General features: G+C 72.0%; 23 protein-coding genes. 11 read left to right on the top strand and 12 right to left on the bottom strand.

Annotated elements, in window-relative coordinates:
- Positions 1-18: 18 nt before the first annotated feature.
- Positions 19-345, top strand: coding sequence for an Imm51 family immunity protein (locus Apa02nite_RS02090; protein WP_203823568.1), 327 nt, complete (start codon positions 19-21; stop codon positions 343-345).
- Here Apa02nite_RS02090 and Apa02nite_RS02085 read toward each other — a convergent pair.
- Both Apa02nite_RS02085 and Apa02nite_RS02080 read right to left on the bottom strand, forming a co-directional pair.
- Entirely contained in the window at positions 338-1,360 is a 1,023-nt protein-coding gene (locus Apa02nite_RS02085) for a LacI family DNA-binding transcriptional regulator (protein WP_203823567.1), read from the bottom strand. The genes Apa02nite_RS02090 and Apa02nite_RS02085 overlap by 8 nt on opposite strands.
- Before the next feature lie 91 nt (positions 1,361-1,451).
- Entirely contained in the window at positions 1,452-1,892 is a 441-nt protein-coding gene (locus tag Apa02nite_RS02080; protein WP_067697848.1) for a hypothetical protein, read from the bottom strand.
- A gap of 83 nt (positions 1,893-1,975) precedes the next feature.
- Between Apa02nite_RS02080 and Apa02nite_RS02075 the strand changes: the two genes are divergently transcribed.
- Complete coding sequence (locus Apa02nite_RS02075; RefSeq protein ID WP_067698049.1) at positions 1,976-2,326, top strand: PadR family transcriptional regulator; 351 nt, start codon at positions 1,976-1,978, stop codon at positions 2,324-2,326.
- Complete coding sequence (locus Apa02nite_RS02070; protein ID WP_203823566.1) at positions 2,323-3,408, top strand: hypothetical protein; 1,086 nt, start codon at positions 2,323-2,325, stop codon at positions 3,406-3,408. Before Apa02nite_RS02075 ends, Apa02nite_RS02070 begins: the two co-directional genes overlap by 4 nt.
- 309 nt (positions 3,409-3,717) lie before the next feature.
- On the opposite strand, the gene Apa02nite_RS02065 is transcribed toward Apa02nite_RS02070, so the two are convergent.
- The 4 genes from Apa02nite_RS02065 to Apa02nite_RS02050 form a co-directional block, all read right to left on the bottom strand.
- Positions 3,718-5,757: a putative bifunctional diguanylate cyclase/phosphodiesterase gene (locus tag Apa02nite_RS02065; protein WP_203823565.1), complete on the bottom strand. Its 2,040-nt coding sequence runs from the start codon at positions 5,755-5,757 to the stop codon at positions 3,718-3,720.
- A complete protein-coding gene (locus Apa02nite_RS02060; protein ID WP_067697854.1) occupies positions 5,754-6,560 on the bottom strand; it encodes an SAM-dependent methyltransferase in 807 nt (268 codons plus the stop codon). The genes Apa02nite_RS02065 and Apa02nite_RS02060 overlap by 4 nt, the downstream gene beginning before the upstream one ends.
- Before the next feature lie 85 nt (positions 6,561-6,645).
- Complete coding sequence (locus Apa02nite_RS02055) at positions 6,646-7,797, bottom strand: acyl-CoA dehydrogenase family protein (RefSeq protein WP_203823564.1); 1,152 nt, start codon at positions 7,795-7,797, stop codon at positions 6,646-6,648.
- A 2-nt stretch (positions 7,798-7,799) separates the two neighbouring features.
- Positions 7,800-8,420, bottom strand: coding sequence for a TetR/AcrR family transcriptional regulator (locus Apa02nite_RS02050; RefSeq protein ID WP_203823563.1), 621 nt, complete (start codon positions 8,418-8,420; stop codon positions 7,800-7,802).
- A 121-nt stretch (positions 8,421-8,541) separates the two neighbouring features.
- Between Apa02nite_RS02050 and Apa02nite_RS02045 the strand changes: the two genes are divergently transcribed.
- Positions 8,542-11,166, top strand: a complete 2,625-nt coding sequence (locus Apa02nite_RS02045; protein WP_203823562.1) for a type II toxin-antitoxin system Rv0910 family toxin — start codon at positions 8,542-8,544, stop codon at positions 11,164-11,166.
- A 2-nt stretch (positions 11,167-11,168) separates the two neighbouring features.
- A complete protein-coding gene (locus Apa02nite_RS02040) occupies positions 11,169-12,767 on the top strand; it encodes an AMP-binding protein (RefSeq protein WP_203823561.1) in 1,599 nt (532 codons plus the stop codon).
- 3 nt (positions 12,768-12,770) lie between these two features.
- Here Apa02nite_RS02040 and Apa02nite_RS02035 read toward each other — a convergent pair whose 3' ends face one another.
- Positions 12,771-13,532, bottom strand: coding sequence for a hypothetical protein (locus tag Apa02nite_RS02035; protein ID WP_203823560.1), 762 nt, complete (start codon positions 13,530-13,532; stop codon positions 12,771-12,773).
- 38 nt (positions 13,533-13,570) lie between these two features.
- On the bottom strand, positions 13,571-14,944 hold the full coding sequence (locus tag Apa02nite_RS02030; protein ID WP_203823559.1) for a glucose-6-phosphate dehydrogenase: 1,374 nt from the start codon (positions 14,942-14,944) through the stop codon (positions 13,571-13,573).
- Between the two features lie 389 nt (positions 14,945-15,333).
- Between Apa02nite_RS02030 and Apa02nite_RS02025 the strand changes: the two genes are divergently transcribed.
- The gene (locus Apa02nite_RS02025; RefSeq protein ID WP_203823558.1) at positions 15,334-16,119 is read left to right on the top strand and encodes a polysaccharide lyase family 7 protein; all 786 of its coding nucleotides are present in this window, start codon (positions 15,334-15,336) and stop codon (positions 16,117-16,119) included.
- Positions 16,120-16,126: 7 nt separating this feature from the next.
- Here Apa02nite_RS02025 and Apa02nite_RS02020 read toward each other — a convergent pair whose 3' ends face one another.
- Positions 16,127-16,816 carry a hypothetical protein gene (locus tag Apa02nite_RS02020; RefSeq protein ID WP_203823557.1) on the bottom strand — a complete coding sequence of 230 codons (690 nt, stop codon included), beginning with the start codon at positions 16,814-16,816 and terminating at the stop codon, positions 16,127-16,129.
- Positions 16,817-17,007: 191 nt separating this feature from the next.
- Here Apa02nite_RS02020 and Apa02nite_RS02015 point away from each other — a divergent pair, with 191 nt between their 5' ends.
- Together Apa02nite_RS02015 and Apa02nite_RS02010 are read left to right on the top strand one after the other, a co-directional pair.
- Positions 17,008-18,606: a Na+/H+ antiporter gene (locus Apa02nite_RS02015; protein WP_275412416.1), complete on the top strand. Its 1,599-nt coding sequence runs from the start codon at positions 17,008-17,010 to the stop codon at positions 18,604-18,606.
- 114 nt (positions 18,607-18,720) lie between these two features.
- Positions 18,721-18,912, top strand: a complete 192-nt coding sequence (locus tag Apa02nite_RS02010; protein WP_067697874.1) for a hypothetical protein — start codon at positions 18,721-18,723, stop codon at positions 18,910-18,912.
- Between the two features lie 3 nt (positions 18,913-18,915).
- On the opposite strand, the gene Apa02nite_RS02005 is transcribed toward Apa02nite_RS02010, so the two are convergent.
- Positions 18,916-19,395 (bottom strand): phosphoribosyltransferase, encoded by a 480-nt coding sequence (locus Apa02nite_RS02005; protein ID WP_203823555.1) that lies wholly within the window; start codon positions 19,393-19,395, stop codon positions 18,916-18,918.
- Between the two features lie 102 nt (positions 19,396-19,497).
- On the opposite strand from Apa02nite_RS02005, the gene Apa02nite_RS02000 reads away from it, so the two are divergent.
- From Apa02nite_RS02000 to Apa02nite_RS01990, 3 genes are read left to right on the top strand one after another with little or no spacing between them, the layout of a single operon-like run.
- Positions 19,498-20,088, top strand: coding sequence for a PilZ domain-containing protein (locus Apa02nite_RS02000; RefSeq protein WP_203823554.1), 591 nt, complete (start codon positions 19,498-19,500; stop codon positions 20,086-20,088).
- Positions 20,089-20,124: 36 nt separating this feature from the next.
- Positions 20,125-20,523: a hypothetical protein gene (locus Apa02nite_RS01995; protein WP_203823553.1), complete on the top strand. Its 399-nt coding sequence runs from the start codon at positions 20,125-20,127 to the stop codon at positions 20,521-20,523.
- A gap of 41 nt (positions 20,524-20,564) precedes the next feature.
- Positions 20,565-20,840 carry a hypothetical protein gene (locus Apa02nite_RS01990; protein ID WP_203823552.1) on the top strand — a complete coding sequence of 92 codons (276 nt, stop codon included), beginning with the start codon at positions 20,565-20,567 and terminating at the stop codon, positions 20,838-20,840.
- 10 nt (positions 20,841-20,850) lie between these two features.
- Here Apa02nite_RS01990 and Apa02nite_RS01985 read toward each other — a convergent pair whose 3' ends face one another.
- Positions 20,851-21,645 (bottom strand): NYN domain-containing protein, encoded by a 795-nt coding sequence (locus tag Apa02nite_RS01985; protein ID WP_067697883.1) that lies wholly within the window; start codon positions 21,643-21,645, stop codon positions 20,851-20,853.
- Positions 21,646-21,978: 333 nt separating this feature from the next.
- Positions 21,979-23,229: a GDSL-type esterase/lipase family protein gene (locus tag Apa02nite_RS01980; protein ID WP_203823551.1), complete on the bottom strand. Its 1,251-nt coding sequence runs from the start codon at positions 23,227-23,229 to the stop codon at positions 21,979-21,981.
- Positions 23,230-23,380 lie beyond the last annotated feature (151 nt).

Genomic DNA, 23,380 nt, shown 5'->3' with positions numbered 1-23,380 from the left:
GCGACTAGCCTTCCGGGTATGAAAGCGATCAACGTCCGCGAGCTGCGGCCCGGCGAGTTCAGCCTGTGGCTGGAGGCCGACATGAACGATGTCAACGAGGTCATCGCGGAGCTCGGGCACCTGCCCAACGGCTATTTCTGGGACGGCGTGGTCGACCGGATCGTGGCGCACGAGGCGCCGCATCTCGCGGGCCGCTTCAAACCCGACCCGGAGGCCGGGGCGTATTCCGCCTACGGCCCCGACCGGGCCGCCCTGGAGGATCTCGCCGCGCGGCTGACCGCCGCGGCCTCGGACGAGGCGCGGGTGCGACACCTGCTCGCCCTCCCGCGACCCGGCACTAGCTGACCTGCCGGGTGCTCTCCCTGACCACCAGGCTCGTGGTCATCCGGACGTGCGGGGTGTCCAGGGTTTCGCCCCGGGCCAGGGCCAGCAGCGTCTCGGCGGCGCTGCGGCCCATGTCCTGCAGCGGCTGCCGGACCGTGGTCAGCGGCGGCGACGCCCACCCCGCCCCGGGCAGGTCGTCGAAGCCGACGACGCTGAGCTGCTCCGGGATGCCGACGCGCAGGCGGCGGGCCGCCTCGTAGACGCCCAGGGCCATGTGGTCGTTGGCGGCGAAGATCGCGGTCGGCGGCTGGTCGCGGGTCAGCAGGCGCAGCCCCGCGTCCAGGCCGGACCGGTGCAGGAAGTCCCCGCACTCGACAAGGCCGCCGGAGAGCCCGGCACCACCAGCGAGCCCGGCCTCCTCCAGCGCGGCCCGATATCCGTCGAACCGGGCCTGACTGCAGCGCAGGCCCGGATCTCCGGTGATCGTCGCGATCCGGCGGTGGCCGAGGTCGAGCAGGTGCCGGGTCGCGGCGTGGGCGCCGGCCCAGTTCGCGGCGTCGACAGTGGGGACCTCGCCCGGCATCCGGATCGCCGGGTCGAGTGCCACCACCGGGACGTTCAGGCTGCTCAGGGCGGATCGCATGGGTTCGTCGCCGGTGTTCGCGGCGAGGATCACGCCGTCGGTGCGGCCGATCCGCAGCCGCCGGAGCAGCTGCTCGGTCGCGGTGGCACCGCCGCTGAGCGAGGACACCACGATGCCGACACCGGCGTCCCGGGCGACCTCCTCGATGCCCCGGATGTGCTCGGTCTCCCAGGCACACTCGATCTCCGGGAAGATCACGTCGAACAGGGCGAGCGAGGAGCCGGCCCGCAGCGAGTTCCGGGCCCGGTATCCGTGCTCCCGCAGCAGATCCTCCACCCGGGACCGGGTCGACGGCGACACGCCGTCCCGGCCGTTCAGCACCCGGGACACGGTCGGCACGGACACTCCGGCGACCTGCGCGATCGACTCCATGGTCACCCTGGACGAGGTCATAACCGACCCTCATCCATCGAGACCGGTTAGTCAAACGAGTTCGCGCCGACACCGTCCGGGCGAGGGTCGATGCCCGTCCGGGCGATCGAGGTCAGTACGTCGGGCACAACCGCGCCCGCACCACCTTGATGACCTGCGAAGCGGTGGCATCGGCCAGCCCGTCCGGGGTCTTCGCCGTGGTGAACCGCTGGCCGGCGACCTTCGTCCACTCCTTCTCCGGGCGGGCCTTGATGTCGCGGCACTGGTCCCGGCCACGGTTCACCAGCGCTTCCGGGTCGGTGGTGGCGACGAGCGCCGGGTCGATCGCCTTCAGATCCGCGAGGTACGACTGCGTGGTCGCCGCGTCCGGCTTCGGCGGGAACCCGAGCTGCGCTTCGGCGCTGGCCTTGAGCCCCGGTTCCGCCCCGGTGCCGACGGCGACCGGTGAGTCCTGTGCGGCCGGGGCGATCGTCGACTCGGATCCGCTGGAGCATCCGGTGACGCAGACGGTCAGAGCGGCGAGGGTGGCGGCGATGGCAAGCGTGCGAGACATGTCCGGGTCAACGAGAGCGCCGCCGGATGGTCACCACTGCATGGCCGCCACCATATCTTGGTGATCAAGATATAGTGGTGATCATGGCAGATCCCATGCGGGAACCGACGTTCCTGATTCTGACCGCGCTGGCCGACGAGGCCCGGCACGGATACGGCCTGATCACCGAGGTGAGCCGGCTCTCCGAGGGCCGAGTCGCCCTCAAACCCGGCACGCTCTACGGCGCGCTGGACCGGCTCGCCGACGAGGGCCTGGTCGCCCGGGACCGCGAGGAGGTCGTCGACGGCCGGCTGCGCCGCTACTACCGGATCACCCCGGACGGGGAGCGTGCCCTGCGCGCCGAGACCGACCGGATGCGCCGGCACGTCGCGGCGGCCACCGCAAAACTGGGCCCGATCGGCGGCGCCACGCAGGCAGGGGTGAGCTTCGCATGACCGACACCCCCACCGAGCCGTCGACCACCCCGACCGTCGATCTCGCCGCCGCCTACCAGCGACTCCTCTTCGCCTACCCGAGCCGCTACCGGCGCGAACGCGGCCCCGAGCTCGTCGACCTCTACCTGGAGATGGCCGGCGACCGGACTCGCCCCGGGTTCGCCGACACCGCCGACCTGATCCGCGGCGGCCTGCGCGAACGCCTGCGCACCATCGGCCTCGGCGGCCTCGCCGACGGGGTCTCCGCGGCCGGTGTGCTGGCACTCACCACCCTCGGCGCGCTCTCGGTCTATTTCCTGTCCACCGTCGAGGTGCAGCACCTCTGGCCGAACGCGACCCAGATGAACCTGCCGCTCGGCCCGTTCCGCACGCCGGCCGCGCTCGCCTATCTCGCCTGCCTGCTGGCCGTGCTGGCCTTCGCCGCGCGGCCCGGCCGGTTCGCCCGTGTGGTCGCGGTCGTCGCTCTGCTGCTGGTCACGGCCGTGCTGCTGGTCCGGGCGACGGTCGGCATCCCGGTCGTCTCGATGCCCGGTTACCTCCTGCTCCCACTGGTCGCCCTGGCCGTGCTGGCCCTCGCCGCGCCGAGCACCCCGTCCTGGCCGGTCCGGCTCCTGCCGCTCGCCGCCGCCGTCGCGACGTTCCTGGCGGGCGGTGCACACCTGCCACTGACCTCGCTCGCGGTGGGCGTCGACGAGCCGGTCGGCAACGTCTGGGACACCACGACCTGGGGTTACCGCTTCTGCTGCGGCTACATCACGCCCACCATGTACATCCTGCACATGATCGCCCTGGCCCTGCTGACCGCCGCCGTCCTGCTGGCGCTGCGCGACGCCGTGGCCGGCCGGGCGCGCGGCGCCTGGACCCTGCTGATCCTGCTCACCCCGATGACCCTGATGGAGGCGATGCGCCTGAACGACATCGCCCCGTTCTCCACGATCAGCCGGCTCGTCGGCTCCCACGACTACGAGCGCCAGGTGGTCATCGCCGGCCTGCTCGGCGTCCTGATCACCGGCGTCCTGCTCCCCCTCGCCACCGGCCAGGCCGTCCGCCTCGCCCGGCACCGCAAACGCATCCTCGACTGACGATCCGCTGTCCGCTTCCGGTCACCCCTTTTCCGGTACGAACACGGAGCGCTCCGCCGCAGGCTACGAGCCGAGTCCCGCCCGTGAGGCGACCGCGAGGCGGCAGCCCGCACCGGGCCGCCACGCGCCTCCCGGCCCCGGCTGGTCCTCAGGGGTGTCTCCGCATCCGTGAGACACCCCCAGGAGCCAGCCGGGGACCTGGTGGCGCGCAGCGGTCCGGGGTGGCAGCGGCGTCGCGTTCGCCTCACGGGCGGGGCTTGGCTCGTAGCCTGCGGGCGGGCGCTCCGGAGCCGTACCAGAAAAATGTGGTCAGGGGTGGGCGGCGAACCTGGGGCCGGACTTGTGCAGCAAGGGGAGGATGGCGTCGGGCGGCAGCGGCCGGGAGAACAGATAGCCCTGGCCGGTGTCGCAGCCCAGTTGGCGCAGGCGGTCGGCCTGGAGGCGGGTCTCGACGGCCTCGGCGGTGACCGTGATGTTGAGGGCGTGTGCGAGCCGGACGATCGTCTCGACGATCTGCTCGTCGACGGCGGCGCCCTCCGAGGCGGACGCCGGATTGCGGAGTCCGTCGACGAACGGGCCGGCCAGTTTGAGGATGTGGATCGGGAGCCGGCGCAGGTAGGCGAGGTTGGAGTAGCCGGTGCCGAAGTCGTCGATGGCGATCCGGATGCCGCGGTCGGCGAGGCCGTCGAGGGCGGCGAGCGGCGCGCCGTCGGTATCCATGATCGCGCTCTCGGTGAGTTCCAGGACGAGCAGGCGCGGGTCGAGGCCGGTGTCCGCGAGGATCTTGGCGACTTCGGAGGGGAACGCCGGCTCGTGGGCCTGGGCGACGGTGATGTTGACGCTCACGAAGATCGGCGTGTCCGGGAGGCGGCGGGCCCAGTCGGCGGCCTGGGCGCAGGCCTGTTCCAGCACGTGCCGGCCGAGCGCGACGATCACGCCGGTCTCCTCGGCGAGCGGGATGAACGTGCTGGGGGAGAGTTCGCCGAGCAGCGGATGCCGCCAGCGGACCAGCGCCTCCACGCCGCGCGTGCGCTCGTCGGCGAGCGAGACGAGCGGCTGGTAGACGACGCTGAACTCGCCGCGATCGAGGGCGTCCGGCATCGCGGCGGCCAGGGCGTAGCGGGCGGACTGCCGGGCGTTGCGGTCGGCGTCGTACATGACGTAGCGGGCGCGGCCCTCGGACTTCGCGACGTAGAGGGTGAGGTCGGCGGCCTTCATCAGCTCGGCGGGCGTGGTGGCGCCGACGTCGCTGTCCACCACCCCGATGCTCGCCGAGACGCGCAGATGGTGACGACCGATTTCGTACGGCCGGGTCAGCTCGGCCAGCATCCGCTCGGCCAGCGCGCGCATCTCGTCCGGCCCGGACGGGTCCCGGACCGCGAGCACGAACTCGTCACCGCTCATCCGGCCGGCCACCCGGCACGGCTCGTCGGCGCACCCGGCCAGCCGCTCGGCGACCGCCACCAGCAGCGCGTCGCCGACCAGGTGGCCGAGCGTGTCGTTGATCCGTTTGAAGCCGTCCAGGTCGAGGTAGCACAGGCCGACCCGCCCCGCCGTCTTGAAGATCCGTTCCAGGTGCGCGGCGATCATCGTCCGGTTCGGCAGGCCGGTCAGCGGGTCGTGGGTGGCCTGGTGCTCCAGACTCTCCTGCAGCCGCCGGGGCTCGGTGATGTCGTGCACCATCACGATGGTCAACTCCGGCGCGCCCTGCTCGTCGCGGATCAGCGACGACGTCAGGTCGGTCCAGACCGCCCCGCCGTCCGAGCGCGGGTAGGCCTTCTCCAGCCGCACGTGGTCGCGCTCGCCGCGGATCATCTCCTCGTACAGCTGCCACATGCCGGGCGGGTCGCTCGGGTGGGCCAGCTGCGGCACGGTCATCGTGCACATCTCGTCGACGGTGTAGCCGAGCAGGTCGGCGAACGCCTGGTTGACCCGGACGATCCGGCCGTCCATGGTGCTCACCCCGATGCCGATCGCGGCGTGGTGGAAGATCGCCCGCAGCCGGGACTCGCTGGCCCGCAACGCCCGCTCGACCGAGGCGTGCCCCTGCAGCACGGCCCGGGTCAGCTGCTCCTGCTCGGCCATGGTGGCCTGGCGCAGCGCCTGGGCGTACCCGGCGGCGACCGCGCCCGCGAGCTCCCGGTCGGCGATCAGCGGGAGGGTCTGCGCCAGCACCTCCGGATCGGTCAGGTGAGCCCGGACCAGTTCCGCGCCGACCTCCCGGCCGTCGGTGCCCTGGTGGAGCCGGTCGGCGAGCCGCTGCAGCAGGGCTTCCAGGCCGGCTCCGTCCAGAGGGACGAAGCCCTCCCGGGGAATCTTTTGCAGCCAGAGCTGGACGAAGTCGGTCATCCCTTGCGGCCGACGCCGGCGTACGCTCCCACTCGCTCGGGGTGCTCGTCGACCGGATCCTGTGGGTCCGGCCGCCACTGCGGGATGAAGACCAGGCCCGGTTCGACCAGATCAAACCCTTGGAAGTACGAGGTGACCGCGGCCGCCGGGCGCAGCACGATCTCGGTGGCCGTCCGCCCGGACAGCTTCTGCGCCTCGATCACCTCGGCCGGCTGCCCGTCCCCGGTGGCGTGCGAGATCAGCAGGTAGCTGCCCGGCGCGACGGCCGCACCCAGCGCCGCCACCGCCGAGGCCGGATCGTCGGCGTCCGGTACGAAGTGCAGCACCCCGGCCAGCAGCACCGCGACCGGCCGGGTGAAGTCCAGGCCGAGCTTCTCCGCCTCGGCGAGCACCCGGTCGGCGTCGCGCACGTCGGCACAGATCACCCCGGTCCGGTCCACGCCGGCCAGGATCGCCCGGCTGTGCTCGACCGCCACCGGGTCGATGTCGACGTAGACGACGCTCGCGCCGGGCGCCGCCGCCAGCGCGATCTCGTGCACGTTGCCGGCCGTCGGGATGCCCGAGCCGATGTCCAGGAACTGGCGGATGCCCTGCCCGGCCAGGTAGCGCACCGCCCGGCGCAGGAAGACCCGGTTGGACCGCATGGTCTCACCGATGTTCGGCGTCATCGCGGCGATCTGCTCGGCGAGCGCCCGGTCGACCGCGAAGTTGTGCGCCCCACCCAGGAAGTAGTCGTAGACGCGCGCCGCACTCGGCCGATTCACGTCGATCCCGGCCGGCACCCACTCGATCGGCTCCGTCACGCCAGCCCTCCACGATCCCCATCGGACACTCTGCCAAGAACCACAACTGTCTATCGTTCCTGCCCCAGGAAGGCAACTGTCCGGATCAGCGGTCGTAGTGGAAGAGTTTGGCGGCCAGGTCGGTCATGACCTCGGTGGTGCCGGCGCCGATGCCGAGGATGCGGGTGTCGCGGTAGTGGCGTTCGACCTCGGACTCGCGCAGGTAGCCCATGCCGCCGTGCAGCTGGACCGCCTCGTCGACGACGTGTTTGCACGCCTCGACCGCGGCGTTCTTGGCCAGGCAGACCTCGCCGGCCACCCACTCGCCGGCGGCGTGCCGGGCCGCGACCCGCCGGGTGAAGGCGCGGGCCAGCTCGATCCGCTGGCGCATCTCGACCAGCTTGTGCCGGACCACCTGCCGGCTGATCAGCGGTCGGCCGAACGTCTCCCGCCGGCGCACGTGCTCCAGGGTCAGGTCGAGACAGCGCTGGGCGATCGCGTAGCCGTGTACCGCCGTGACGATTCTTTCCGGTACGAACACCTGCCCGATCAGCGGGAACCCGCCGTTCTCCGGCCCGACCAGGTTCGCGGCCGGGACCCGGCAGTCGGTGAACGACAGCTCGGCGGTGTCCGAGCAGAGCCAGCCCATCTTGTCGAGTTTGCGGGAGACCGCGAAACCGGGCGTGCCGCGCTCGATCACCAGCAGGCTGATCCCGGCCGCGCCCGGGCCGCCGGTACGGACCGCGGTGGTCACGAAGTCGGCCCGGGTGCCGGTGGTGATGAACAGCTTGGCGCCGTTGACCACGTAGTCGTCGCCGTCGCGGACCGCCGTGGTGCGCAGCGCGCCGACGTCCGACCCGGCGTCCGGCTCGGTGACGCCCAGCGAGCAGAGTTTCTCACCGGCCAGCGCCGGGCGGACGAACCGCTCGATCAGGCCGGGATCGCCGGTCGCGACCATGTGCGGCAGCGCGATGCCGTGGGTGAACAGCGCGGCGTGGCAGCCGGACGAGCCGCCCGCCTCCAGGAACGCCTCGGTGGCCACCACCATGTCGACCGTGTCGCCGCCGTCGCCACCGACCTGTTCCGGGAAGCTGATGGCGTAGAGGCCGGCCTTGGCCGCGCTGAGGTGCAGCTCGCGGGGGATCTCGCCGGCGCGTTCCCAGTCGGCCAGGTGCGGGGTGATCTCCCGCTGGACGAACCGGGTCATCGACGCGCGCAACGTGACGCGTTCCGCGGTCTCGAACGGGTCCTCGTACATGGTCAGTGTCCCTTCGCGCGTTCGACGAGGGTGTCCGGGGCACGCCGCCCGAGCAGGACCGCGGCCGCCCGTTTCCACCGGCGGATCAGCAATTCCCGGCGCCCCAGCTCCCCGCTCACGATGCCGGTCATCACCAGGCCCGTCATCACCTCAAAAGTCATCTGTACGACGGTGGGCACCCGCGGATCGTCCCCGAGCAGCGCCACGCCCCGGTCGTGCAGCACCCCGAACACCTCCTTCTCCACCGGCATCAGCGCGGCCCGCAGCTCGGTGTCGGTACGGGCGGCGTTCCACAGCTCGAGCGCGGCCCAGAACAGCGGGGCGGAGAAGTGCCGCCAGACGATGTCGACGAACGCGTCCAGCTCGGCGCCGTCGCCGGGCACCGCGTCGAGCTCGGCGACCAGCGCGTCCAGCCGCCGCCGGGCGACGTGCTGGACCGAGGCGACCAGCAGGTCGACCTTGGTGGGGAAGTGGTGCAGCAGCGTGCCGCGGGGCACGTCGGCACGGGCCAGGACCTCGGCCGTGGTGGTCTCCGCGTAACCGCGCTCGACCAGGGACTGGCACGTCGCGTCGAGGATCCGCTCTCGGGTGGCCTCGCTGCGCTGGGCCTGGGTCCGCCTCACGGCACTTACCGTACGACGTGACGGTTAGTGGCGTCCATGACCGAACTTTCCCGACCGTTTTCGGTCTTGTCGTGATGCACGTCACTGAATTACCGTCACGCGAGACTGTTAAGAGGAGTCGATGCGTCTTCGCCGCCGATCCGAGCCCGCCGCACCGCCCGCCGTGCCGCCGCCGCGCGTGCTGGCCCGGCCGTGGGCGCTGTCCGTGGCGGTCGCCGCGCCGGTCGAGCGGGTGTTCGGCTATCTGGCGACGCCGGCCCGGATGGCGGACTGGCTGGTGATGCACACCGGCTGGCCGGCCGAGCCGCCTCCGGTGCTGTCGGCCGGTGCGCGGTTCGCCGAGCGGGTCAAGCTGATGGGTACGCCGGTCGAGGTGCGCTGGACGGTCGCCGGGGCGGACGGGCCGCGGTATCTCTGGTTGGACGGGACCGGGCCGATGGGCATCGAGGTCGGTGTCTACCTGTCGCTGGAAACGGGCCCGGGTGGGGCCGGGACGGTGGTGCGGCTGGACGGCGGGGTGCAGGGCGGGCCGACGGCGGGACCGCTCGGGCCGATGGTGGCGCGGAGTCTCGCGGACGCGCTGCGGAGCTCCTTGCGGAGGCTGGCGGCCGCTGATCTGCCGGTCGCCGCGGTGCCCGGACCTCAGAAAAAGCGCGAGAAGCCAGGAAAAATCCGGCATGAGCGGAGCGGGCGCGACCTCGACCCGTGGACCCCGGTCATCGTCGGCGTGGGCCAGGTCAGCGACCACACCACGGACGTCCGCGACGGCGACCCGGTGTCGCTCGCGGTCCGCGCCCTGCGCCTCGCCGCACAGGACAGCGCCGCAGCAAGCGCGCCGGAAAGCGGCGCAGCGCGGTCCAGCGGCACGGACGGCGGCGCAGGGCGGCGCAGCGACACGGACGGCGGCAGCGCCGATCTCCTCAAGAACGCGGACACCGTCGGGTGGGTGGCCAGTGTGTCCTGGCAATACCCCGACGGCGGGGCGCTCGTCGCCGCGCAGGTCGGCGCCGCGCCACAGACCACCGTGCAGACCGGGCTCTTCGGGGGCGACGGACCGCTCCGGCTGATCAACGACCTCGCCGCCGCGATCACTCGCGGCGAGACCACGGTCGCCCTGATCGCCGGTGCCGAGGCCGCCGCGACCGCGGCCGCCGCCGAGCGCGCCGGCCGCCCGCTCGGCTGGCCTGCCCAACCCGACGGCACGGCACCCTCGCGCACCCTCGGCGCCGACCGCGAGCCGAACAACGCCGCGGAGACCGCCGCCGGCCTGATCTCCCCGCTGCACGTCTACGCCCTGATCGAGTCCGCGCTCCGCGCCCGCCTCGGACTGTCCCAAAGCGATCACCTGAAGCGGATCACCGGGCTGTGGGCGCGCTTCGCCGAGGTCGCCGCGACCAACCCCTACGCCTGGTTGCGCCAACCGCGCACCGCGGCCGGGCTCGCCACCCCGGACGGCGGCAACCGCCCGGTCTGCGCGCCGTACACCAAGCTGCTCACCGCGAACCTGCAGGTCAACCAGGCCGCCGGCCTGATCATGTGCAGCGCCGAGGCGGCCCGCGACGCCGGCGTCCCGCAGGGCCGATGGATTTTTCCGTACGCCGGGGCGCACGCCGCCGACACCTGGTTCGTCACCGAACGCGCCGACCTGACCACCTCACCGGCCCTGCACGCGGTCGGCACGGCGGTCCTCGCGCACACCGGCCGGACCATCGGCGACGTCCGGCACCTGGATCTCTACGCCTGCTTCCCGTCCGCGGTCCAGATCGCCGCCGCCGAGCTGGGCCTGCCGATCGACGACCCGGACCGGCCGCTCACCGTGACCGGGGGACTGACCTTCGCCGGCGGGCCGGGCAACAACTACGCGAGTCACGCGGTGGCCACCCTGGTGCCGAGGCTGCGCGCCGACCCGGACGGTCTCGGGCTCGCCACCGCGGTCGGCTGGTACCTCACCAAGCACGCCGCCACGGTGTTCTCCGCGTCGCCGCCGGACCGGCCGTTCCGCGACGTCAACGCGGGCCTGCGCCTGCACCGCCCCACCCGCGCGGTGCGCACCGGCGGCGCGGGGGTGCGCGAGGCCGGCACCGTCGTCTACCGCCGCGACGGTGAGCCGGAGGCCGGGATCGTCACGGAGATCCTGGACGACGGCAGCCGGGTGGTCCGCCGGGTCGATCCGGCCGGCGACGTGCAGCCGGAGGGCAAGCCGCTCCCGCCGCCCGGTGAGCCCGCGGTGCTGGTCGAGTGGCGCGGCCCGGTCACCGTGATCCGGCTCGGTGCGACGGCAACCGCCGACGCACTGCACCACGCCGTCGAGGACTTCGACGCGGACCCGGACGCCAAGGTCGCCGTCCTCGCGGGCCCGGCCCCGGCCGGCACGATCACGTTCGCCGCCGGCAAGCCGCTGATCGCCGCGGTCGAGGCCGCCGACGGCGGGGGAGCGGGGCTGGCCGCCGACCTGATCGTCGCCGCCGAGGACGCGCTGATCGGCGTCCCGGAGAGCGACGACGCCGGGAGCGGGCTCCGGCGGCTGGCCGGCCTGCTGCCCCGCGCCCTCGCCATGGAACTGCTGCTCACCGGTGACCCGATCCCGGCCCGCCGCCTCCACGACCTCGGACTGATCAACCGGATCACCCCGGCCGGCACGGCGTACCAGACAGCTCTTGATCTCGCGGCCTCGATCGCCGCCCACCCGGCGGAGGCTCTGCTCCGTGCCCACCGCACCGTCGACGACCTCCGGCGAAAGGCCTGATCATGAGCACCCTGGAAAACCTGCGCGCGGTACTGCGGATGCACCAGATCGGCATCGTCAACCTGCTGCGCCCGGACCACCTGCTCGGCGCGGCGAAACGCAACGCCCGGCTCGGCCCGCAGGCCGCCCTGATCATGAAGGCGGCCGCCGAGCATCCCCACGCGCCGGCACTCACCGACGAGCGCGGCACGCTCAACTACCGTCAGCTCGACGAGCAGTCGAACGCGCTGGCGCACGCCCTGCGCGAGCTGAACCTGCCGGAGCGCTCGGTGATCGGGGTGCTGGCCCGCGACCACCGCGGCCTGGTGCTGACGATCAGCGCCGCGGCCCGCGCCAACCTGCGCCTGGCCCTGATGAACACCGGCCTGGCGCCGCAGCAGTTCGCCGAGGTGGTGGCGCGGGAGAACGTCCGCGCGGTGCTCTACGACAGCGAGTTCGCCCCGGTGATCGAGGCGCTGCCGGGTGACCTGCCGCGCTACCTGACCTGGGCCGACGAGGGCGCTGCCGACAAGACCATCGACATGCTGATCGCCGGCCGGCCGATCACCCCGCTGCCGATGCCGGAGCGCCCGCCCGGTTTCATCATCCTGACCAGCGGCACCACCGGGCTGCCCAAGGGCGCTCCGCGCACCAAGGTGTCGCCGCTGGCCAGCGCCCTGATCGCGGACCGGATCCCGTTCCCCCGGCAGGGCGCGATCGTGGTCGCCTCGCCGCTGTTCCACAGCACCGGCTTCGGGGCCTGGACCGTCGGGTTGTCGCTCGCCGACCACGCCGTGCTGCTGCGCCGGTTCGACCCGGAGACCATCCTGCGGGCGATCGCCGAGCACCGGGCGCAGATGCTCGTTGCGATCCCGACCATGCTCACCCGGATCCTGGCGCTCGGCCCGGAGGTCATCGCCAAGTACGACACGTCGTCGCTGCGCTCGGTCTTCGTGGCCGGTTCCCCGCTCGCCCCGGAGCTGACCACCCGGTTCCAGGACACCTTCGGCGAGGTGATCTACAACGTGTACGGGTCGACCGAGGTGGCCGTCGCCTCGGTGGCCCAGCCCGCCGAGTCCCGCCGCGCGCCGGGCACGGTCGGCCGGCCGCCGGTCACCGTGCACGTCGGGCTCTACGACGACCAGGACGCCAAGATCACCCGGGCGCACGTCACCGGCCGGGTGTTCGTCCGCACCGGCATCCCGTTCGAGGGCTACACCGACGGCCAGCGCAAGCAGGTCATCGACGGTTTCATGGCCACCGGCGACCGCGGCCACCTGGACGACGCCGGCCTGCTCTACATCGACGGCCGCGACGACGACATGATCATCTCGGGTGGGGAGAACGTCTACCCGCTCGAAGTGGAGAACCTGCTGGCCGAACGCGACGACGTGGTCGAGGCCGCGGTGATCGGCGTCGACGACCCGGAGTTCGGCAGCCGGCTGCGCGCCTTCGTGGTGTCCACCCCGGACGCGTCGCAGGACCCGCAGGAGATCCGGGACTACGTGCGGGCCCTGCTGGCGCGCTACAAGGTGCCGCGCGACGTGATCTTCATCGACGAGCTGCCGCGCAACGCCACCGGCAAGGTGGTCCGCCGCGACCTGCCGGCCGGGCCGCTCTGAGCACTATTGCAGCAGCCGGCCGACCTCGCCGGCGCGGTCGCCCAGGCTGCGGCGCAGCACCTCGGCGATCTCGCCGGCCGGGCGCTGGGCGAGCACGGCCAGGATCTCGTCCAGGCCGGAGGTGAGCACGTCCATCCGCTCCGCGCTGCGGACCAGGTCGTTACGGGCCCAGCCACCCATCCGGAAGTCCTTCTTGCCGGTGGCCGGGTTGATCTCGACGTGGTTCCACGAGCCGGCGCCGACCGCTTTCTGACCGCGATCGGACTCCAGGGCCTTGAGCACGGCGGCCATCACCTCGGCTTCGGTCATGTCGTCCTCCAAGAGTCCCCACGGGCGGGTGTCCCGCTCCTGCGCGGTGGTGTATCGGGCGGAGAAGTGCGCGTGCTCGGTGTGCGGGCTGGGCCCGGCGTAGTCCCGGGCGGTCCAGCCCCAGCTGCGCGACCAGACCTGCCGGTCGAAGATCACGTTCTGCAGCCGGTCGTCCTGGCCGGCCCGGTGCCGGCCGACGATGACCTGCACGGCCCGGGCCATCGTCCAGCCGGGCTTGCGCAGGTCGTCGTCGACGTCGATGGCGTGCACCTCGTTGACCCGGTCGGCGTCCTCGGACGGCGTGTTCCCGGTCTCGTCCGGATTGTGGTCCGAACTCGACCGGGCGTGCGCCTGATTGCCGATCGAGCCGTCCGAGGTGCGGTCGCGGTGCGGTGCGAGGGTGTCGAACTCGGTGCGCAACGACACCAGGCAGGGCACCAGAATCCAGTCGGCCACGGAACGAGGTTCTCCGCTCATCCGGTCACGGGCAACGATCAACCATCCGTACGGGTGGGTGAATCCGGTCCGGCGCTCCCGGCCGGGTACTCCAGCAGCGGCACCTCGCCGGCCCGCCACGCCGCCGCGACCGGCTCGACGATCCGCCAGCACTGCTCGGCGGCGTCGCCCCGCACCGAGAGCATCGGATCGTTGTCGAACACCCCGCGCAGCACCTCGCCGTACGGCGGCAGGTCACCCGGGCCGAAGTCGACGTCCCAGGTCACCGGGTCCAGTTCGAGCGGGTCGCCGGGGCCGTTCACGGTGAAGTCGAGCGCGAGCATGTCCGGCCCGAACCCGATCCGCAGCCGGTTCGGCGCGTCGTGCCCGTGCAGCCCGCCCGGCACCCGCGGCGCCGCCTTGAACGTGATGATCGCTTCCTTGCGGCTGTTCGCGACGGCCTTGCCGGACCGCAGCGTGAACGGGACACCGGCCCAGCGCCAGTTGTCCACGGCCAGGGTGACCTCGGCGAGCGTCTCGGTCTCGCGGGACGGGTCGACGCCCTTCTCCTCGGCGTACGCGGGAAGCTGTCTGCCGTTCAGTTCGCCGGCCGTGTACCGGGCCCGCACGCTGGACTCCTTGGCGTCGCCGCCCCAGAGCCGGGTGGCGCGCAGCGCCTCGGACGTCTTGTCACGGAACTCCTGCGGGTCGAGCGTGAGCGGCGCCTCCATGGTCAGCATCGCCAGGATCTGCAGCAGGTGGCTCTGGATCATGTCGGACATCGCGCCGGCGTGGTCGTAGTACCCGGCCCGCCCCTCGAGCGCGAGGTCCTCGTCGAAGACGATCTCCACGCTCTCCACGTGCTCGGAGGTGAGCAGCGGCTCGAAGATCCGGTTGGCGAACCGCACGCCGAGGATGTTGAGCACCGTCGACTTGCCCAGGAAGTGGTCCACCCGGTGCACCTGCTCCTCCGGCACCAGCCGGGTGAGCAGCCGGTTCAGCGAGGCGGCACTGCTCGCGCTGGTGCCGAACGGCTTCTCCAGCACCAGCCGGGTGCCCTCCGGCAGGTCCACCTCGGTCAGCGCCTCACACGCCTTCGCGGTGATCGCCGGCGGCAGCGCGAAGAAGATCACCGGCCGCTCGGCCCCGTCCAGCAGCCGCCGCAGGTCCTCGGCCTTGGTCACGTCGGCCTGCGCATACGTGCTCTCCTCGATGACCTTCGCGGCCTGCTCCGCAGTGCCGTGGTCACCGAACGCGTCGACGACCCGCTTGCGCCAATGGTCCGCGTCCCACTCGTCCATCCCGGCACCGACCAGCGTCAGCGGCGGCGCGTCCCCGGCCGCCAGCAGCGCGCCCAGGCCGGGCAGCAGCAACCGCGCGGTCAGATCCCCCGAGGCACCCAGGATGAGCAGAGTCTGCGCGTCATTCGTCATGCGCCTCGCTTGCCCCGCCAACCCCAAGATCAAAACCATTCTTCGGTACGAAGGGACAGGTCCCCCACCGCAACGCCCCGTCCCGCCCGCACGACGCGACCGCCGCCGTCCCTCCCGGCCGCTGAGCGCCCGCCGGGGCGTAGCGGCCCCTCCCCGGACCACCCGCACCACCCCGGCGCGCGCTCAGCGGTCTGGGGTGGCGGGGGTGTCGCGTTGATGGCCCGGGACGGTCACGCTGCGTTTGGGGACGACCCAGGTCGTACGATTTAAGGTTGTTTAAGGTTTTGACCTGGACAAACGGTTGACCCGGCATCGACCTCCTGCTTTATTGGCAAGTAACTTGCCAATTCCCCCCGGCGAGTGAATCCCTATCGCATCGAGGTTTCCCCATGCGCAAGCGCACCCTGCTGGCCCTCGCCGTGTCGACCGTGATCGTCGGCGGGCTCGGCGTCGCCGGTATCACCAACGCGTCGGCGGCCGCCACCCTCGACCCCACCGTGGCGCCCGGCGGCAACTTCGACCTGCCGGTCTGGCAGCTGCAGCTGCCGACCGGCTCGCCCGGCAAGCCGGACACCATCTCGCCCGCGCAGCTCAAGGGCGCGAACGGCTACAGCAACCCGACCTACTTCTGGACCGACAAGAACGACGGCTCGATGACCTTCTGGGCGCCGGAGAAGGGCGTCACCACGCCCAACTCCAACTACGCCCGGTCCGAGTTCCGGGAGATGAACACCAACGGCAGCGCCGCGGACTGGACCCTGTCCGGCAACCACACGCTCACCGCGCAGCTGCGGATCCCGTCGGTGACCAAGAACGTCGCGGTCGGCCAGGTGCACCTCGGCTCCGGCGGCACGTCGACCAAGCCGCTGCTGGAGCTCTACTACCGGCCGAACGGCGATATCTACCTGGGCACCGAGAACTCACCGGCCGGCGGGCAGACCCTGCACAAGGTCGGGAACGTGGCGCTCGGTGTGAAGTGGACCTACGTCATCAACGTGACCGGCAACACGATCAACCTGACCGTGAACGGGACGAGGACCAGCTACGCGATCCCGTCCTCGTTCAACCCGTACCGGCAGTACTTCAAGGCCGGCTCGTACAACCAGTCCTCGTCGGAGAGCACCAGCAACGGCGCGAAGGTGAAGTTCTACAGCCTCACCGTCAAGCACAGCTGACCGTTTCTCACCGCAGCCGGCGCGCCCGCTGGACCGCAGGAGCGATCAACTCCTGGACCAGGGCGGGCCGGCCGTCGGTGGTCTCCCACCCGGTGTCGGCGACCATCACCAGCACCCGGCCGGCCGCGGCGACCGCCACGTGCACATCCGTGGTCACCACGTCGCCGTCGTGCCGGAACCGCCGGCGCAGCCGCAGCAGCAGCGAATCCGGGCCGGCCACGTCCCGGCCGGTGATCGACCACAGGTGACCGCCGCCGTCGACGACCAGGTGCTGCTCCAGCGAGGCGCGCAGGTCGCGCAGGTACCGGGCGGGGTCGTCCGGTCCGTGCACGGACAGGTACTCCAGGACCAGGGTGGGCCGGTCGTCGACGGTCACCACCGCGGACATCGCCCGCTCGGCGACGACTGTCCCGGCCAGCGGCGACGCGCTGCTCAGATCGGGCCGGGGCGGGCACAGCCCGGCCCACCGGTCGCCGGTCACCGCGGCGCCGGTCGCGCCACGCAGGTCGGCGGGCTGCAGCATGGCCGCGTCCGGGACGTGCGCCGGCGCGGTGGTGTTCCGCAGGTCGAGGGTGAACGCGCCGACCCGGCTCAGCACGCTGGACAGGCTGGCGTGGATCGCCGGGGCGCGGTGCCCGGGTGACGCCGGCTCCGGACGGGACGGCCCGCGCTGCGTCGGGAACGGGATGATCGGCATGTCGGGCTCCGGTACGGGGGGTTCTCGCATGAGGTGGCGCCGATCACTGATCCGTGGCGCGGGAACCGTAGGACGCACAAAACTGCAGGTCAGCGGTTCGGGAATGCCGAACCTTAGCATGGAAAACGACGTCGGAGCCGATGGTGATCCGGCTCATCCCGGTGATCCGGTCAGTCCGGGAGAATCGGACGGTGAGCCACGAGCGGTTACTGACTTTCGTCCTTGCCGGCTTCGTCGTGCTGGTGATGGTGCGCTGGGTCGCCGAACGCACCGGCCTGCCCTCCGCCGCCCTGCTCACCCTGGCCGGCATCGGCTACTCCCTGCTGCCCGGCCAGAACGTCGTCCTCAACCCCGAGTTCGTGCTGACCTACCTGATCCCGCCGCTGCTCTACAGCGCGGCGCTGGACTCCTCGCTGCTGGCGATCCGCCGTTACCTGGTCACCGTGATCGGGCTCTCCGTGCTGCTGGTGCTGATCACCGCGTTGACGATCGGCGCCGGGTTCGCCTGGTTCGTCGGCGGGGCGACCCTCGCGGCCGGGGTGACGATCGGCGCGGCGGTGGCGCCGCACGACCCGGGCGTCGCGCTCGGGGTCGCCCGCCGGTCCGGGCTGCCGGTCCGGTTGGTCACCGTGATCCAGGGGGAGGGGCTGCTCAACGACGCCACCGCGCTGACCCTGCTCAGCGTCGCGATCACCGCGGCGGCCGGGCACGGGTTCTCCGGACCGGCCGCGCTGGGCCGGCTCCTGCTCGCCGCGGCCGGTGGGATCGTGGCCGGCGCGCTCGTCGCGTACGGCGTGCGCCGGCTGCGCCACCTGGCCCGGGACCCGCTCACCGCCAACGCGATCTCGCTGGCCACGCCGTTCGCCGCGTACCTGTTGGCCGAGTGGGCGGGCGTCTCCGGCGTGCTGGCGGTCGTGGTGACCGGGCTGATCGTCGGGCACGACGCGCCGCGGTGGGCCTCCGGCGCGAGCCGGTTGCAGACCAGCGCCGTCTGGCGGCTCGTCGACTTCCTGCTGGAGGGCATGGTCTTCCTGCTGATCGGCCAGCAGCTGCCGGCCATCCTGCGTGACCTGCGGCAGTACGACGCGGCTGTCATCCTCCCGGCCGTGGCGGTCACCGTCGGGGTGGTCCTGGTGTCCCGGCCACTGTGGCTGCTCGCCACGCACACCCTGCCGGCCCGGCTCGGCTGGCGTTCCGGCGCACTCACCGGCCGCGAGGTGATCGCGCTCAGTTGGACCGGCACCCGCGGGGTGATCAGCCTGGCGGCCGTGCTGGCCGTGCCGCTGACCACCGTGGACGGTTCGCCGTTCCCGCTGCGCGACCTGCTGGTGTTCTGCACCCTGACCGCGGTGCTGGTCACCCTGCTCGGGCAGGGCCTGACGCTCGCCCCGCTGGTGCGCCTGCTCGGGTTGCACGCCAGCCCGGACGACCAGGCGGCGCTGCGCAACGAGGCGCGCTCGGCGTCGGTGCACGCCGCCCTGATCCGGCTGGGCGAGCTCGGCGCCCAGGAACCGGAGCTCGACCCGCGGCAGATCGCGCAGATGCGGGAGGCGCTGCAGGTCCGGTTACGCCGGTACGAGGGCCGGATCGAGTCGCTGCGGACCGCCGGCGCGGAGATCGAGGGTCATACCGAGGGCTACGAGACCCGCGCCTGGCTGCGGCACGTCACCATCGACGCGCAGCGGGAGGAACTGCTGCGCTGGCGCGACGCCGGCCGGCTGCCGGACGCCGGCCTGCGGGTGCTGGAACGCGAGCTGGACCATGAGGAAAGAATGCTGCCACCTGGTTGACAATTGAGCGCCGAACCGGGATACGTGCTAGTTTCGGCCCGCCTTGGTTTTGGCACGCATTTTCCGCGGCGCGCCGGCGTTGCGCTTCGCGATCGTCGGAAAGGCACCATCGAAATGATCATTCCGAAGCACCTCATCCTGTCCGAACTCCGTGGTCGTGGCCTGTCGCACCGCGCGGATTTCGTCGACAAGCAACTGCCCGACGACGTCGACACCCAGAAGCACGGCGGGCTGCTCTCCACCCTGCAGCTGGACCTCGACGCGCTGATGGCGAAGGCACCGGAGCAGAAGTCCGGCGACGCCTGATCGTCAGACCGGCGCCGCGGTGACCGCAGGCTCGCTCGACCAGGGGAAATTGATCCACTTGTCGGTGCGGGCCCAGACGTATTCGCACCGCACCTCGGAGTGCGGCTTCTCGTAGATCACCGCGGTGCGCACGGTGGCCGCGTGCCCGGCGCAGAAGTCGCGGACCAGCTTCAGCGTCGCGCCGGTGTCGGCCACGTCGTCGACGATCAGCACGCTCGCGCCGTCCAGGTCACCCGCGTCCGGGACCGGGGACAGCAGCACCGGCACGTCCAGCCGCTGGTCGACCCCGGTGTAGAACTCGACGTTGATCAGGTGCACCCGCTTCACGTCGAGGGCGTAGCTGATCGACCCGGCGGCCAGCAGACCGCCCCGGGCCACCGCCAGGATCAGATCCGGCCGGAACCCGTCGTCGGCGATCGCCTGCGCCAGTTCCCGCCCCACCCGGCCGAAACCGTCCCAGGTCAGCGTCTCCCGCTCGGTCATTCGCGCTCCCGTTCACCCGATCTTGCGGCAAACCCTAACCCGGCCCCTCACGCGTGAGAACGTCAGAGGACAGGGCCGGACGGCCCGGAGGAGGCGATCGCGATGATCACGGTGCCCGCCGGGAGCACCCTCACCCTGCGCTGCCCGGACATGGAGGCGATCCCGCTGGTCTGTCTGTCCGAGGTCCGCGCGCCGTTCCTCGCCGAGCTGCCGCCGATGCCGGTGCTCAGCCTCGACGAGCCGGGCACCCGCCGGTACGGCATCCTCGAGCTGGCCAGCAGCGCCGGCGTCACCTGGGTCGAGGCGGAACTGCGCGACGGGCTGATCACCGTGCTCGGTGACACCCCGGCCGGTGTGGTCCAGCGGCGGGACTCGCCGCGGCGGCCCGGGTCGTACCCGGCGACCGGCACCGCGCAGGTCGACACCGGCGCCACCCAGCGTCTGGTGGCCCTCTCCGGGCATGTCCAGGACGTCTCCACCAGCGGCCTGCTGCTGCGCGCCACCGCCGACGACGCCAGCCCGCACCTGCCGTCCGCGATCCTGCGCACCCTGCTGCACGTCAGCATGCCGTGGGGGGAGATGAACGCCGCCATCACCACCGTCGACCAGCGTTCCGACCGGTTGCGCGGCACTTTCGAGTGGATCGATCCGGGCGACGCCCGCGCTCTTGCCGCGTTCGTCACCGGAAGCTGACTACTACGACGGCCCGAGGTTTCCTATTATCGGGGGGTGCCCCCTGAGAAGCCCCGCGAAGACCGGCTCGATGCCCGCCATGCGGAGCTCGAGCGGTGGGAGAACGCCCTGGCACAGCGGGAGTGGGCGGTCGAGGAGCGCGAGCGCCTGGTCGGCGTCCGGGAGCGGGTGGCCGACGAGCAGAGCCAGGCCGCCGACGAGCGGGAGGCCCGGGCCAACGAGCGCGAGGCCGTCCAGTCGGCCCGGGAACGAGTCCTCGACCAGCGGGAGCTGGACACCGCCGGTGCCGACCCGATCGAGGGAATCGAGGACGCGTTCGCCCGAGAGGTGGCCCGGCTGGACCGCAGCAACGCGTTCCTGGACCGGTCCCGCGCGGCCGTCGAGCGCGCCCAGGCCCGGCTGGAGGGCCTGCGCCAGCACCGGGACACGCACTGAATGATCGGCATGACGGTTCCCGGACGGGGCATGAGATGACCATGACCTGGCTGGAATTCGCGTTGCTGCACACGTCGGCGCCGACCACCGTGCGGGTCTCGGCCCGGCACGGCGACCGGTTCGCCGAACCCACCCTGGTCGGCCCGTGCGTGGTCGACCACCGCCGGACGATCGTGTTCTGCCCGCCGGACGCCGACGTCCCGCCCGGCTCGCTGGTCACCCTGCCGACCGGCCGGACCACCCGGGTCCGGTCCGCCTGCCACCTGGACGCGCACGGCTACCAGCTGCCCGGCCACCTGCAGCTCGACCTGGAATGACGCGCCGGCGTCAGAGCGGCTCGGCCGCCTTGCGCTCGGAGCGCCGGCGCCGGTCCCGGACGTAGATCACCGAGGTCTTGCCGCGCTCGGTGGGCCGCCGTTCCGACTCGAACAGCCCGGTGGTCAGCAGCAGATCGCTGAGCTTGGTGTAACCCCAGTTGCGGGCGTCGAAGTCGGGGCTCTGCTTGGTCAGGATGTGCCCGACCGCCGCGAGCGCCGCCCAGCCGTCGTCGTCGGACGCCGCCTCGACCGCGTTGCGCAGCTTGTTGACGAGCGCGCTGTCCGATTTCAACTGTGCGGCGGGCAGTGGCGGACGCGGAGCGGCGGGTGTGTCGGCCGGCTCGATCGGGCTGTGGTGCACGGCCAGGTTCTCGGTGTAGATGAACTTGTCGCAGGCCGCCACGAACGGTTTCGGGGTCTTGCGCTCACCGAAGCCGTACACGGTCAGCCCGGACTCCCGGATCCGCGCGGCCAGCCGGGTGAAGTCGCTGTCGCTGGACACGATGCAGAAACCGTCGAGCCGCCCGGAGTACAGCAGATCCATGGCATCGATGACCATCGCCGCGTCGGTCGCGTTCTTGCCGGTCGTGTACGCGAACTGCTGGATCGGCTGGATGCTGTAGGCCAGCAGATGTTCCTTCCAGCCGCGCAGGTTCGTCCCGGTCCAGTCGCCGTAGGCCCGCTTGACGTGCGCGGTGCCGTATTTTGCGACCTCCGCGAGCAGCCCTTCGACGATGGCCGGCTGCGCGTTGTCCGCGTCGACCAGCACCGCCAACCGGGCGATCTCGTTGCTGCTGATACTCATCGGCCCTCCCGCCACCGGGTCCGACACTACCCATCAGACCGCGACAGATCACTGCCGCAGACCCTTTCGGTACGACCTGGCTGCCGTCACAGAAGCAGCGGCCCGCTCCCGGGCCTCCACGCGACGCCCGGCCCGCACCGGGCCGCGACGCCCCGCCGGGCCGGATCCGGTGGTCCCGGCGGCCCTCGTTTTAGTGCATTGACGTTTCTAAATTGTTGCCGTAGGTTGGCCCGGAAAGCGCATTCCTGCACCTCAAGACTTGCCCCAACGTCGTACTTCCTGGTTCCGGCTGCTAGCCCAGCCGTCGGCGCATCGACCCGAGAGCGTCGCCGGTCACCTGGTGGCCGGGCCGAACCAGTCGAGGTCGACAGCTCCGGCGATCGCCTGCATACCCTTGTCGCCAGGGTGCAGGTGGTCGCCGGAGTCGTTCACCGCCAAGAACCGGGTCGGGTCGGCCGGGTCCTGGGTCGCGGTGTCCTGGGCGAGCACCTGGTCGCAGCCGCTCTCCGGGCTGCGCACGAACGCGTTGTAGGCGGTCCGCCCCTGCTCACCCCGGGCCGACCAATACCCCGCGCCCTCGAACGGCGTCAGCGTCGAGCAGATCACCCGGATGTCCGCCGCGTGCGCGCGGGCGATCAGCTGCTTCAGCACCGCGAGGATCTGGTCGCTGGTGACCGGCTTGCGGCTGCCCAGGTCGTTCAGCGGGTCGTCGGAGATGAGCACCCACGCCACCCCGGTGCGGTCCAGCACGTCGCGCTGGAAGCGTTTCGGCGCGCTCTCGCCGCGCCCGTCCTTGCCGTTCTTGGTCAGCCGGTTGCCGCTGATCCCGGTGTTGACCACACCGAACGTACGGCCGGAGGCCCGCAGCCGGTCGGCGAGCAGGTCCGGCCAGCGCAGATTGGCCCCGGGTGTCGAGCCCCGCCCGTCGGTGATCGACGCGCCGAACGCCACGACGGTGCCGGCCGCCTCCTGGTTCACCACGTCCAGGGCGGTCAGGAAGAAGTAGCTGCTCGCCGTGGTGGCGCCGCTGATCGTGGTCGCGGCGGCCTGGTCACCCGTACCGATGAAGTTGGTCTGCGTCCCGAGCGGATGCCGGGTCGTCTCGCCGGTCGCGGCCGGGAGGTAGACGCTGACCGCGAGATCGGTGTCGGCCGTGACGGCGAACTCGGCCCGGTCGCTGACCACCGAGGCGCCCGGTGCGAGCGTCACCGTGGTCTTCCCGCCGAAGGTCACCGCGGTGTCGGTGACCGGGTCGATGGCCGCGTCCTTCACCCGCTGGGCGATCCGCACCCCGCCGAGGACCAGCGGCTGCGTCCCGAACGCGTTGGAGATCTTCAGCCGGGCGCCGTCCCCGCCGACGCTGGTGTGCACGATCTGCCGCAGCGTCTGCTTGGCGAACGCCTGCCCGCCGTCGGTCATCGCCACACCCCAGGTCGCCACCCAGGCCGGTCCGGCCGGCACCGACGGTGAGGCGGCCGCCGAGGGCGGTGCCGAGGCTCCGGACGCGTACGGCGGTGCCGTGTTGCATGCGGTGAGCAGCAAGATCGTGCTGCCGGCCACCCAGGCAGCAGGAATCGACCGCATGAAACCCCCGTGATCACTCGTCCGCGCTTCGCGGAACATCCTCACATTCGACCTTGTGCGCGGGCTGTCAACACCGGAGATTCATGGCATTCGGCACGTCCGGCGGCGTGGCGGCACCGAGGGGCCGCCGCCGCGACCGGGCTCCCGGGCG

It is taken from the genome of Actinoplanes palleronii, assembly GCF_016862315.1.
GTDB classification, from domain to species: domain Bacteria; phylum Actinomycetota; class Actinomycetes; order Mycobacteriales; family Micromonosporaceae; genus Actinoplanes; species Actinoplanes palleronii.
This window is presented reverse-complemented; position numbering and strand designations above follow the sequence as displayed.